Source organism: Mesotoga infera (assembly GCA_011045915.1).
In the GTDB taxonomy this organism is placed as follows: Bacteria; Thermotogota; Thermotogae; order Petrotogales; family Kosmotogaceae; genus Mesotoga; species Mesotoga infera_D.
Genome location: DSBT01000103.1, coordinates 1 through 12,700, shown reverse-complemented (window position 1 = coordinate 12,700; position 12,700 = coordinate 1). Strand labels below are relative to the sequence as shown.

10 protein-coding genes are annotated in these 12,700 nt (G+C 43.9%); 5 read left to right on the top strand and 5 right to left on the bottom strand.

Annotated elements, in window-relative coordinates:
* From ENN47_03505 to ENN47_03490, 4 genes are all read right to left on the bottom strand, one after another.
* On the bottom strand, positions 1-284 hold a 284-nt coding region (locus ENN47_03505), incomplete at its 3' end, for a peptidase T (protein ID HDP77247.1).
* Positions 265-1,626 (bottom strand): MFS transporter, encoded by a 1,362-nt coding sequence (locus ENN47_03500; protein ID HDP77246.1) that lies wholly within the window; start codon positions 1,624-1,626, stop codon positions 265-267. The genes ENN47_03500 and ENN47_03505, both read right to left, overlap by 20 nt.
* Positions 1,627-2,009: 383 nt before the next feature.
* Positions 2,010-2,870: a DegV family protein gene (locus tag ENN47_03495; protein ID HDP77245.1), complete on the bottom strand. Its 861-nt coding sequence runs from the start codon at positions 2,868-2,870 to the stop codon at positions 2,010-2,012.
* A 135-nt stretch (positions 2,871-3,005) separates the two neighbouring features.
* A complete protein-coding gene (locus ENN47_03490) occupies positions 3,006-4,337 on the bottom strand; it encodes a beta-glucosidase (GenBank protein HDP77244.1) in 1,332 nt (443 codons plus the stop codon).
* A gap of 222 nt (positions 4,338-4,559) precedes the next feature.
* Here ENN47_03490 and ENN47_03485 point away from each other — a divergent pair, with 222 nt between their 5' ends.
* The 5 genes from ENN47_03485 to ENN47_03465 all read left to right on the top strand — a co-directional run bounded on the left by ENN47_03485 (position 4,560) and on the right by ENN47_03465 (position 11,300).
* On the top strand, positions 4,560-5,654 hold the full coding sequence (locus tag ENN47_03485; protein HDP77243.1) for a sodium ion-translocating decarboxylase subunit beta: 1,095 nt from the start codon (positions 4,560-4,562) through the stop codon (positions 5,652-5,654).
* A gap of 210 nt (positions 5,655-5,864) precedes the next feature.
* Positions 5,865-6,890, top strand: coding sequence for an HD domain-containing protein (locus ENN47_03480; protein HDP77242.1), 1,026 nt, complete (start codon positions 5,865-5,867; stop codon positions 6,888-6,890).
* A 108-nt stretch (positions 6,891-6,998) separates the two neighbouring features.
* On the top strand, positions 6,999-8,846 hold the full coding sequence (locus tag ENN47_03475; GenBank protein HDP77241.1) for a histidinol phosphatase: 1,848 nt from the start codon (positions 6,999-7,001) through the stop codon (positions 8,844-8,846).
* Between the two features lie 832 nt (positions 8,847-9,678).
* On the top strand, positions 9,679-10,473 hold the full coding sequence (locus ENN47_03470; protein HDP77240.1) for an ABC transporter ATP-binding protein: 795 nt from the start codon (positions 9,679-9,681) through the stop codon (positions 10,471-10,473).
* A complete protein-coding gene (locus ENN47_03465; protein HDP77239.1) occupies positions 10,470-11,300 on the top strand; it encodes an ABC transporter permease in 831 nt (276 codons plus the stop codon). The genes ENN47_03470 and ENN47_03465 overlap by 4 nt, the downstream gene beginning before the upstream one ends.
* Before the next feature lie 180 nt (positions 11,301-11,480).
* Here ENN47_03465 and ENN47_03460 read toward each other — a convergent pair whose 3' ends face one another.
* Positions 11,481-12,449: a hypothetical protein gene (locus ENN47_03460; GenBank protein HDP77238.1), complete on the bottom strand. Its 969-nt coding sequence runs from the start codon at positions 12,447-12,449 to the stop codon at positions 11,481-11,483.
* Positions 12,450-12,700: the final 251 nt, after the last annotated feature.

The following is a 12,700-nucleotide window of genomic DNA, read 5'->3' as shown; positions in this document are numbered from 1 at the left end:
ATCGAAGGTTTGATCTCCTTTCCGCTCATATCGGGGCTGGTATCCATGTGGGCTATAAATCCGATAACAGGTATGTCGGATTCGATATTTGATGGCAAGGTCCCCAACACATACCCATAATCATCCAGAACAACTTCTTTCAATCCTATTGACTCCATCTCTGCTTTGAGAATTCTGGCAAGTCCCAGTTGAGTATTCGTCGAAGGGAATGTCTTGGATTCGAAACTGGAAGTAGTTTCTACAGACACATACTCCAGGAATCTCTTAATCAGTCTTTCCATCATTATTCTCCTTTCTCTGTCTTGACTTGTTCTTATGTATGAGAACTTCTAGCAACTCTCTCGGTCTTGCCGCAAATCTATTTGCTAAGACGGCAGCAGAATTGAAGACCATTCCAGATACAGATACCACTTTTCTAGTCTTAACTCTCTTTAAGAATATCAGAGAGATTCCTCTAAGAACGAAGGTAGCAAGAAAAAGGATCTGAATTCCAAAGAATTGATGTCCATTGAAAGTCCAGCTATATCTGTTCAAATATGATGCCAGGAATCCTCCCACAAGTGATCCGGCAAGAGCGGAAGTTCCATTAGCAAACGAGAGCAATGCATAGTAAGACTGCACATCCACTCCTCTGAGCAACTCAAGCATGGTAGTAAATAGACAAAGGTTTATGGCACTCCAAGAAGCAGTCCCAATAAACGTGTCGACGTATAAGAGGTATACCGTTCCGCTATCCATGAACAACCACAGCAAGGTTTTCAGAAAGGCTCCAAAAACGCCGAATTCTAAAACTGCCTGTCCCCCGATCCTATCAGCCAGCTTTCCCCACAGTAAATAGAATAACATCGTCAGAAGCGAACTAAAAACGTTGAGTAAACTAAGAAAGGAATAGTCCAGCTTCATATTTACCAGCTCATGATAAGCGAAAAACGGTGAAGTGATTGCTATCGAGAAACTCCAGAAAGAATAAAAACGCAGATATGGCATGAACTTCTTATCTCCCGCAACGACCTTGAATAAGCCTCTTCCATAGCTTATTTCATGCGGAGGATCGTAATGGAAACCCAGCAATAACAAGCTTATCACCGCGCTGATAACTCCAAGAGTAGTGATGGCTAGAAATCCCGTTTTTCCAGGAACTGAATCAAGAATAAATGAGTAGAGAAGTGTTATAAGCATATTTGTAATTGTGAATGTCACGTTTCTCATGCTGAAAAACTTGGCAGAGCCCGTAGAGGGGACAACATCTCTAATGATAGATACCCAGAAATTGCCCGCAAGACTTGCAGAAAGCGAAAAGAAAGAAAGAATGACCAGTAAGAGAGATTGTCTGTTTATTCCTAGAGCAAGTGTGACTGGAATGAATGCAGTAGATAATCTTCCTGCAGAAGCACAAATCATCATTGCTCGCTTTCTGCTTCCCGTGGCTCTCAAAATCGAAGGAGCAATAAGCTGGACAAACTGTGAGACAGATGGAAGAACTCCGATCAAAGCGATAACCGGTTCAGAGGCTCCAAATTCGAGAGCAAGCCCGGTCCCAAGGAAGCCCTGAGTAATCAAGAAGAAACCATTATAGATTGCACCCTCAAAAACCGAGAGGACCCTCGTCTTACTGTTTTTATCCAATTAATACATCTCCGGCTATGAGCATATTGGAACAGGTATTTTCCATTTGCACAGGTTCAAGAAAAAACGTCTACCAGAAAAGGTTTTATTCGGCAAGAATCAATTTTGGAATCAACAGGATTTCAAGTTAACGAAATGTTTACAACCAAAAGCCGACAATTCCGCTCCCCTATATTGACAAACCCGACTTCTTTGGGTAGAATTAAATCAAGTAGATAAGAAACCCTGAAAACCCCAAAAGCTCAAATGGTCATTAAAAAAGACACAGCACATGAGTACCAATATGCAAGTTCCCCATTACCCCCCAAGTATGGATGAAGGACAGGCATGTTGAAACCCCCTGGAATATCCCGATTTAAGCCGCCATTATGGCGGCTATTTTTTTACTCAAAGATTGCAGCAACACCAATCAAGCCGGGGCCTGTGTGACAAACAAGTGATTGGGAGATCTGACCCGTGATAATTTCACTTATTCCTGCTGCTTCAATCTCGTCTACGGCCATCTTGAAAAACTCTCTAGTCTTCTCACTTTTGTCCGATGTATAAGCGGCAATGTGAAGCAATTTTCTGCCCTCAATGAAATGCAGGAGCTTCTTTACCGAAGCCTTAACGGCTCTCTTCATTCCTCTTTCTTTTGAAACGCTGTGATAGATCCCATCTTCGCCAACGGTTATTACAGGCTTCAGATCGAGAAAATCCCCGATTGTTGCGGTAACCTTTCCAATTCGTCCTCCGGCCTTAAGAAACTTTAGAACAGGTATGCAGAAGAAGACCTTGGATTTACTCACAGAATCGCGGATTTCTCTCACTACCTCTTCAAAGGCCACCCCTCGCCGGACCATATCTATCCCCTTCATAGCAAGCAGTCCTGAACCAATCGAGATGTTCTTTGAGTCTACTACCTCAACTCTTACGTCGGAGTACTTCTCGGAGAAGTCTCTGACAAAAGTCTTCACTTGACCGAGAGTCCCGCTTAATCCACTTGAGATTCCGATGTATAGGAACTCCCTGAATCCCTTTTCGTAAAGACTGTCAAAAGCCTCCCCGATTTCCGACTGCCTTGGAAGTGATGTCTTTGGAAACTTGACTTCCATGTACTGAAGAAGATCTGAAGCGGTGATATCAATGTTGTCTCTATATTCATTACCATCGAGGATTATCTTCAATGGAATGACTCTTACGTCATCACTTGCTTTCATTGATTCTGGAAGATCACATCCGGAATCGACTATGACTCCAATCATTTGGCAAACCCCCTGTCAAAAAGGTCTCTCTTGCGCTTTCATAAGACCTCTGTTTTCGCCAATCCGTTCAGGATGGCTTCCTATGGCCAACAAATCGACAACCCGACAACTCTCACTATCCATTCGAAATCTGTTTCACAGTGTTCCAATAAAATCCCTGTAGTATTCGAAGCTTTTCTTTGGAATACGTTTCAGATTATTATCATAATCTACATAAACCAGTCCAAACCTCTTCGAAAAACCACGCGCCCATTCAAAATTATCCATCAAGGTCCAGACAAAATAACCTCTCAAATCCACTCCTCCCTTTATTGAATTAAGAGCAGCGGAGAAATGTTGTCTCAGATACTCAATTCTACAATGATCTTCAACGGAGCCGCCCAATGACTTGTCTTCGCACGCAATACCGTTCTCGGTAATGTATATCGGTTTCTTTCCGTACTCCTTGTAGGCCTTGAAAAGAAAACCTTCAAGGCCCTCCGGATAGATCTCCCAGCCCATCTCGCTCTTCGGCAGTTCTCCTTGAACGACTTCGGCGCCAAGTATGCTTGATTTATCTCTTCTAACCAGGTTTCTTGTATAATAGTTTATTCCCCAAAAGTCGAAGGGGACGGAGATGATCTCCATATCTCCACTTTGGATAACTGGCGCCAGTCCAGCATTTTCAAAGATCGCAAAGAGTTCTGAGGGATATTCACCAGTTAGCGGGGTTTTGAAGAACCAACCGTTAATGAATTGATCATAGATTTTTGCGGCACTAAGATCTTCTTCTGAATCCGTCACAGGCTCAACAAACGTAGAAACATTTGTAAGACCGATCAGGCCATCTTTGATATCTTCTCTAAAACGCCTCACTGCTTCACCATGAGAAAGCAAGAGATTGTGAGCGACAGAAAGTGAGAGTTTCAGGTCTCTCTTTCCAGGAGCGTGTTCTCCCCAAAGATAGCTCACGTGAGAAGAGCAGTAAGGTTCATTCAAAGTGATCCAATATTTTACTCTGTCACCCAATCTGTAAAACATCATGCTTGAGTAATCGGCAAAATAGTGACTGATATCTCTACACTCCCATCCTCCGAATCTCGCCTGCAAGTCTAGAGGAAGATCCCAGTGATACAGAGTGACAACAGGTTGTATCTCTCTTTCCAAAAGCTCATCGACCAGTTTATCGTAGAAATCAATACCCTTTTGATTTGTCGGGCCACGCCCCTTTGGAAGTACCCTCGGCCAGGATATGGAAAATCGATAAGAATTCAGTCCAAGTGCAGTCATTAGATCGATATCTTCTGTGAATCTATGATAATGATCACAAGCAACGTCGCCACTCTCCCCGAAATCTATCCTTCCAGGCTTGTGAGAAAAATCCGACCAAATTGAAGGACCTTTACCTTCTTCAAGATCGGCTCCTTCTATCTGATAAGCTGCCGTTGCAACACCCCACAAAAAGTCCTCAGGAAAACCCGCTGCCAAAGTATTTCCCTCCTCAGTTCATCTCATCAGACAAATCCTAACATACTGTTGCAGTAATCAAGTTTAACTGGAAAGTCCCGAAAGGAAACCTGAAAACCTTTTCGTTCTGATAAAAAGTGCACGCGTTGTATTAATATTGTATGTGATGAAGCGGTTCCGAATCCATAGTGTTTTTCGATTCTCCGCGCTCTAGAGATGACTAAAATTTGGGAGGCAGCAGCGATGAATTTGCTATCGAATTTTTTGATCCCCGCGGGAAATCTCATTATGTTTGCAATAGGTGGAGTTCTGATATTTCTGGCAATAAAGAAGCAATATGAACCGATGTTGCTTTTGCCGATAGGCTTCGGAGCATTTCTCACAAATATCCCGGGATCATCGGCTATCGGAGAGCACGGTGTCCTTACAATTCTCTATGAAGCCGGAATAGCAAATGAATTATTCCCTGCCTTGATTTTCATCGGAATAGGAGCGATGATAGACTTCGGACCTCTCCTGCAAAAACCCGTGATGTTCTTTTACGGAGCAGCGGCACAGCTAGGAATCTTTCTTACGATAATCGTAGCAGCCCTACTTGGATTCGATATCAGAGAGGCAATTTCGATCGGTATCATTGGCACTGCGGACGGCCCCACATCCATATATGTCGCAAGTAGACTTGCCATTCACATGCTCGGTCCTATTTCTGTCGCCGCGTACTCGTACATGGCTCTGGTGCCTGTAGTCCAGCCACCAATTATCAAGTTGCTTACTACGAAAGAAGAGAGAAGAATCAGAATGGATAATAGAACCGAGAAGGTTCCCAAGTACGTTAGGATACTGTTTCCAATACTCGTTACCCTTCTGGCCGGAATTATCGCTCCGGTTAGTGTTGCACTGATCGGAATGCTCATGTTCGGGAATTTGATAAGAGAATCCGGGGTCCTGAACAAACTTAGTAACGCTGCACAGAATGAGCTTTCCAACATCATCACTCTTTTTTTGGGAATCGCTATTGGCTCAACAATGACGGCAAGCGCGTTTCTAAATCAAAGGACTCTGCTGATTCTTCTCATGGGGCTTATCGCTTTCATACTCGATACCATGGGCGGAATTCTCTTTGCAAAAACATTCAACCTATTTAGAAAACAGAAAATAAACCCCATGATAGGCGCAGCTGGAATATCTGCCTTTCCGATGTCTGCCAGGGTTGTTCACAGGATGGGGCTTGAAGAAGATCCAAATAACTTCCTGATAATGTATGCGACTGGCGCAAACGTTGCCGGACAGATTGGTTCTGTTCTGGCTGGCAGTATAGTACTGGCACTTTTTCTGTGAGTGAAAGGAGCTTGAACTATGAGCGAAGCCGTTTCAAAGAGTATAATGATTTTTCTTGAAGGTTATCCAACAACCTTTCTGGCTACGATCGCTTTCTTTATAATGATAAAATTGCTTATGAAGTCTGCCTCAAAAAGGAATGAGGAGTAGGTTTCTCTGTTGCGATAATCGACTGAAAGACTTCAATAACCTTCAGTGAGGAGAATTACAGTGATTGAAGGGAAGAGTGGCAGTTACCCAATCCTTTCCGAAATTTTGAGGGAATACGATGCTTCTTCTGACAGAGTTGAGAATTTCGTCAATTCAAAGCAAGGCTTCTTCTTCATGTTTGGTGCTAAGAAAGTCGAGGGGAGCAGAGGCCCTTACTATGATTGTATGGTTGGAGATTCAAAGAATAGGAAGGAAGCAAAAGCATGGATTAGCGAGTCGGGATGCCTGGAACCGGTTGTTGGTACTGTGGCTCTTGCGGACTATCTGGTAGATGATAGATTCGGACTAAGTATAAAAATCAAAAGGATCTTCTCAATAGAGGAGATGAAGAGCTACAGTTATGATTCGATTTCGCAGTTACTGCCCATCGTTGAAGACATCGAAAGAATCAAGTCTGAAGTTTCGGCGCTGATAGAGTCAGTAAAGGACAAATATATGAAAGCTCTTGCAAAGCGGCTCATTTCGGATGACGGGGTCTGCCCAGGCTTCTTCGAAGCTCCGGCGGCAAAGATGTATCATCATGCCAGAATCGGCGGGCTTGCAGAACATAGCCTATCTGTGGTCAGATATGCGCTTGCATTGACAGAGGTATCAGATTCGAGGGCAAACATCGACAGAGATCTCGTTGTCACTGGTGGACTCTTTCATGACATTGGAAAGGTAAAAACCTATACCACTGAAGCTTTCGAGTTTGATTACTCCGATGACGGTTACCTGGAAGAACATATCTCCATTGGAGCAAGACTGATTGATATGGTAATTTCCAATATCGAAGGCTTTCCAGAAGAAACCAGAAGGAAGTTGATTCACATAGTGCTCAGTCATCATGGTGAAGTGCAGTTCGGTTCACCGGTAACGCCGAAGACCCGCGAATCAATAATTATTTGGCTCTGTGACAATCTAGACTCAAGACTAGACAATTTTGAAACTCATGCTTTGATGACTTCAGTCGAAAGCAAGTGGACAGACTTCTCGAAGATGTTCCAAAGCAGACTCTACCTGGGTGAACGTAAAAAAAACGATTGAGATGAATAACTGGATAATCGCATTGAGGATATCTGAATCGATTTGATCTTTTTGCCAATGCCTACGATTCGGCGCTTACAAATATGAAAATAACGAAAGGGTGATTTGATGAAAAGCTTTGCCATCATTGTGCTTCTCATTTTGGCATCGATTGTCTTAGTAGGCAGCGAACTCAATCTCTACTTTGGAAATCCCCATTCCCACACCTCTTATTCAGACGGCACGGGTTTCCCGGAAGAAGCCTACTCATTCGCCAAAGAAGTACCCGATCTTGACTTTCTTGCAATTACCGATCATGCCTACTATTTTGCCCAGAAGCTTCCGGACGGGAGGGACAAATTGACTGCAACAAAAGAGGCTGCGAAGGAAGCCTCATCCAAGTACTTTGCTGCATTAGCGGGTTTTGAGTGGACAGCAACCGGTACCGGACATATAAACGTGTACGGCACAAGTGACTGGACCGATAGAGTTAAGTCGGATCTTTGGGACCTGTATCACTGGATAATAGAGCGCGGCGCAGTCGGCCAGTTCAACCATCCAGTCAGAGATTTCGGAGACAATTTCAAGGAGTTCCAGTATTCCCCAGAAGCAGATCTCTATATGAATCTGATTGAAGTTGGCAACGGAAACTGGTGGGAAAACGACACAATTATCGATGAGATGTTCTCAGCCTACATTGATGCACTGGGAAAGGGATGGCATATTGGTGCGGCCCTGGGTCAGGACAATCACAAACCCAACTGGGGAGGAGCAAACGATTCAAGAACAGCCGTTTATGCTACTGATCTAGTCGAAGAAGCCATACTGGAAGCATTTATGAAAAGAAGAACATATGCAACAGAAGATAAGAACATTAAGATTCGCTTCTCCACTGAAGAAGCGTTCATGGGAGATATTGTTTACGACGTCGATCAAGTGGAGTTGAGGATTTCAATCGAAGACACCGATCACGATCCTCTGGATACAGTGAAGATTTATTCTCGGGATGGTCTATTTGCAAACTTCCTGGTCGATAGCTATGAGCTAGATCTCAGAATCAGAGCGAACATTGAAACCGGATTCCAGTATTTCTTCATTTACGTAAAGGGAAGCGACGGCGAGGAAGCAGTATCTTCGCCCATTTGGGTTCAAAGATCAAACCCTGTGCACCTCTACAATCCCAGGGCTTATCCAGAAAGCGTTAGGCCAGGAGAAAGCCTAACACTCTCTTTTCAAATCTCGAACCTTTCAACCGAAGAAGCTTCCTCAATGCTTCAAATAACCAATCTCAGCGGCGATATATATAGTGAGATAGTCATTCTGGAGGAATTCGAATCCAAGATTGTAAATCTGCAGCATACAGTAGAAGCGCACGATGGAGTCATCTCCTTCTTTCTCGATTCAGTACCATACTCAAGCATCAAACTTAACATTAGGAGCGAAGATTCTTTGAATGTTTTACTTGATAGGAGTCACGTCAACTATGCCAGCGATAGTAGAGACAAATTGGAGACGGTTCTTGAGGGAAGTGGTCACAAGTATTCGACTGCCGAAAGGATTTTTAAGGAAGGTGAATTGAATACAATCGATGTTCTAATAATTCCACTGCCCGGAGCTGGCGGAAGTTTTGAACGACTGAAGATGCTCATGCCGCAACAGGCTGAGATAATCAAACAGTTTGTTTTTAACGGGGGAACACTCATCATAACTGGAAGCGGCGACGAAACCGGCAGTGATGTTATAGCCACTTACAACAAGCTTATCGAAGAAATGGGATTTTCCAACAGGTACGAGGCTACAATAACAAACGAAGAAACTGAACTTGATGGAATATTCTTTGATGGACTATCAGAACTGCAGGGAGAGTCAACAGATCATGAATACGGAAAGGGCAGGGTTTTCCTATTCCCCGGGGATCCTTTTACTGACGATGTAATAGATCACAACAGCGAGCTTATCTCCCGACTTTTCAGATAAGGATCTTCCCTTATCCCTTTTCGCTTGCTGTCGTTCCGGAAGAATTGAAGTACTTTTTCGAGTCCACGTAGTTTTTCACCATTCTAGGATTCATGATTCGCAGCTTTATCAATAATTATTTAGCATATGACAAAATAAGGTTGTCAAAATTAAGATTGACTTTAGAAAACCTTAGACAAAATGCTTTGAATTGCTCTTTCATTGTGCTATAATTTTCCGGCGATAGAGACATATTTGGAAGGAGGCATAGTTTGATGATCATTAGAATGAGAGTTCCGGCAACCGTTTATCTTAACCGGGTATCCGGTGATGCCGTTCTGTGCCACGCCTTCTTCCGTCGTATGAGGTATAAGATCGTATAACGATAAGGAAGTATGAAGGACCGTGGCGAGTAGAAGCCACGGTCCTTTTTTTTGGCTGCCGGGAGGTGAAGAAAGTGCTTGAAAGAGTATCTTATGAAAGGAATACGGGAAATCAAGGAGAAGAGTTGGAGACACAGAAAGAGAGGAGGACTGGGCACGACAACCACTGAAAGGCTCGATCACTATTAGGGGCCATGTTCTCCGGAAGATCAAGGGGGTAAATTATGTATATAGTAATAAGTTCGCCTAGGAAAAAGAGAGAAAACGACGTCGCAGCACTTCCACCCTTCATTTACAGACCGGAAAGTTTCATGGACTTCCCGAAGTGAAGCAGTTCACAGGAGGAGAATCATATCATGAAGAGATTACGAGGTTCAAAAAACGTTTTCATAGACGGACTAGTTGAAAGACAGAAAGTGGAGATCGAAAGCAAATTCAGCAGACCTCATTATCTTTAAGAAGGTGAGAAAATGGCAGACGCTTTGCTTGCCAATAATATTGTGAAGACTTTCAAGAAGAATCGAAAGGAAGTAAGAGCACTAAAAGGAGTCAATTTGAGAATAAAGGAAGGAGAGATATACGGTCTTCTCGGCCCAAACGGTTCGGGAAAGTCCACCTTCATTAGAATCGCCTCGACCCTATTGATACCCGATAGGGGAAGTATATCCATTTTCGGATTCGATTCGGTCAGCGATTCCGTGGCCATTCAAAGAATGATAAACAGGGTCTCAGTGGAGGCCAGCTTCTTCAGAAAGCTGTCTGCCGTGGAGAACCTCAGCTTTTCTGCAGGCCTTTACGGAATACCGAGACGTGAAGCTTTGAAAAAGATAAACAATCTGTCTGAGAAATTCGGCCTGGATCTCAAGAGGCTCAAGGATCCGCTCGAAGATTTCTCGAGAGGTATGCAGCAAAAAGTGGCAATCGTGAGAGCCTTCATGACAGAGCCAAGAATGCTCTTGCTTGACGAGCCAACCACAGGTCTCGATCCCAGAGCAAAGAGAGATGTGCAGAATCTGATTAGAGATGTCAAACAAACAATGAATACGACCATGCTTCTGACAACGCACGACATGGATGAAGCTGAGAAACTCTGCGATTACGTGGCTATCATTCATCTTGGAAGAATCGTTGCTTCGGGGCGACCGACCGAATTGAAAAAGCAGCTTCTTGGGAAGGTTGATAATCCAAGCTTTGAAGATGTTTTTCTGGAGTATACCGGTATGAGTATCGAGGAGGCCGAGTATCAGGAGGTAGAATCGGCATGAGTGGAAATACACTGGCCCGAGAGCTTCGCGCCTCTTGGGCCTTTATCGAACGCAATTTCAACTTCACAAAGAGGTACTGGAAATGGGAAGTTGTCTTCTTTGTCTACACTATGGCAAACTCGGTGACAATGGGTTTCATCGGAAAGGGAGTTGAGTCTTTTTCGGGAACTAAGCTTAACACAAGCTACTTGATCCTCTATATGTTGCTTGGTTCCATACTCTGGGGCTATCTCTCCATTCTCTTCGAAATAGTGGCCGAGACCGTCGCCTGGGAAAGATGGGAGGAGACAATCGAGTACACGTTTATGGCGCCTGTTAGGAGAGCTACTCACTTACTGAGTACTTGCGGCTATGCTATTCTCTACGGAATACTGAGAAGTGGACTCATTCTGCTCGTTGTTTCGGTCTTCTTTGATCTGAACCTGAGCAGTGCTAATCTCCTGTCAGCAGCTGGAATTCTTGCAGTATCAAGCTTCTCGTTTGTGGGATTGGGAATAGTCGCCGCAGTGTTGCCGTTGATTTCGCCGGAGAAGGGAGTGCAGGTAGTGCACATCTTTCAAGCCTTGCTTCTGATGTTCTCGGGAGTCTACTATGAAATCGACGTTCTGCCAGTTTGGATGCAACAGGTCGGCAAGCTGTCTCCGGCTAATTATGCACTTAGAGGCATGCGCGCATCGATTCTTGAAGGCAAAACCATCCCCGAAATGAGTAATGATGTTTGGCCCTTAATCTTTCTGGGCGCTCTTCTCCTGCCGTCGGGTCTTCTCTTCTTCAGAAGAATGGAATCATGGGCGAAGAGAAAAGGTGTGCTGAAGAGAAGCGGCTAATGGCAGTGGTGAAAAGATTCGTGGCAAAGATCACCTTAAGAAGGGCATCCAAAAAAAAGGGTGTCCTTCATCTTTAGAAGTGGGTCGTACTTTTCGAAGATATTTTTTTGCATCGGCAAAGTCAAATCTTAGTCCTGCAATGTCTTCAAGTCAAGCCAAATGGATGTCTTTTCTTAAAGACTAATCCTTTAGCCTCAATTTTCCTACAGCTTCCAGTCCAGAATTGGTGCCGGTACCTTCAAAGAGAAGTGTGCTGTCTTCGTGTATTTTAAGGTGAATCTCGGATGTCAGCGACTCATCGATCTTACCACTCATACTACCCTGCACCGGCGAAATAAGCTGAGCGCCAGAAGTCTTCCTGGCATCCACGTGTATCGTAAATTCTCTCTGCCTCAGCTCAACTGCAATCCTGTCGCCCGATGAATCAACTCTGATGATTTTTGCTCCCTTGTAGGTAGCGAATCTGTAAAGCTCTCCTTTATAAAGAAAGGCACACAGACAACCAGTAAAACTTCTCCCCAACCAAGGAATAGTTGCTACGGATAACATGAACGACGTCCCGTCATGATCGAAGTTGTTAGTCTGCATCCAGACCCATGCTTCCGGAAAGGATCTTCCCCAATCCTTCTCTATATAACCCTTTCCTCCATATAGATCTATTACTTCTCCATTCACTTCAACTTCTCCCTCGAGAGAATGATCCATGCTGACGACACCATGATAGCACTCCATGAAAGGCACAAATGAAAACGGCCCCATAATTCCCGGGGAGTAGAATCTGACGGGCCAAAGGTAAGGGTCTATTATCTTGATCTCTCCATCGATCTTGACTTTCTCATCCTTCATTTTGAGACTCACTCTTTCTGTTGAGAAATGATTATCTCCGATTTCGACGGAGAATCGCTTTGTGTCGGAATGAAAATCATCGAAGGGATAAATGAAATTTCCGGATTCATTTCTGCTGCCTGAAAGGAACTGGATGAAAGAATGCGACTCGTTTTTTGAGGAAGCTGTTGAGACGCCGGGAATCACTGCAAAGGACTTTTGCTTTCTCTTGTCAACAAACTTGAAATACCACCCCTCAAAGAAGCGCTTCTTCAGAGAATTGCCATGATACAGATAAGAATTGAACAGCGCACCGATACTCATAAGCCACCTCCCTGAGAGTATTTTACCTTTGACCGCGATCAATGCGTCAGTTTAGCTAGTGTACACCTTCTTCTGGACAATTGAATGTTAAGATTGATTATCATTAAGCAATTCACTCGCAGTGCGTTAACTCAACTTTGACAGCAACGAATCTGAAAGCAGCTAAACAAGGGGAAAAATGAAAAGAAAAACAGACGTACCACCACAGTGGTCTATTATGCAATCTCTTTGAGTAGATCCGGGGGTCTTAT

Coding starts and splice junctions, on each gene's coding strand:
- ENN47_03485 (HDP77243.1), top strand. CDS start 4,560: ATGAATTTGCTATCGAATTTTTTGATCCCCGCGGGAAATCTCATTATG.
- ENN47_03460 (HDP77238.1), bottom strand. CDS start 12,449: ATGAGTATCGGTGCGCTGTTCAATTCTTATCTGTATCATGGCAATTCT.
- ENN47_03465 (HDP77239.1), top strand. CDS start 10,470: ATGAGTGGAAATACACTGGCCCGAGAGCTTCGCGCCTCTTGGGCCTTT.
- ENN47_03475 (HDP77241.1), top strand. CDS start 6,999: ATGAAAAGCTTTGCCATCATTGTGCTTCTCATTTTGGCATCGATTGTC.
- ENN47_03495 (HDP77245.1), bottom strand. CDS start 2,870: ATGATTGGAGTCATAGTCGATTCCGGATGTGATCTTCCAGAATCAATG.
- ENN47_03470 (HDP77240.1), top strand. CDS start 9,679: ATGGCAGACGCTTTGCTTGCCAATAATATTGTGAAGACTTTCAAGAAG.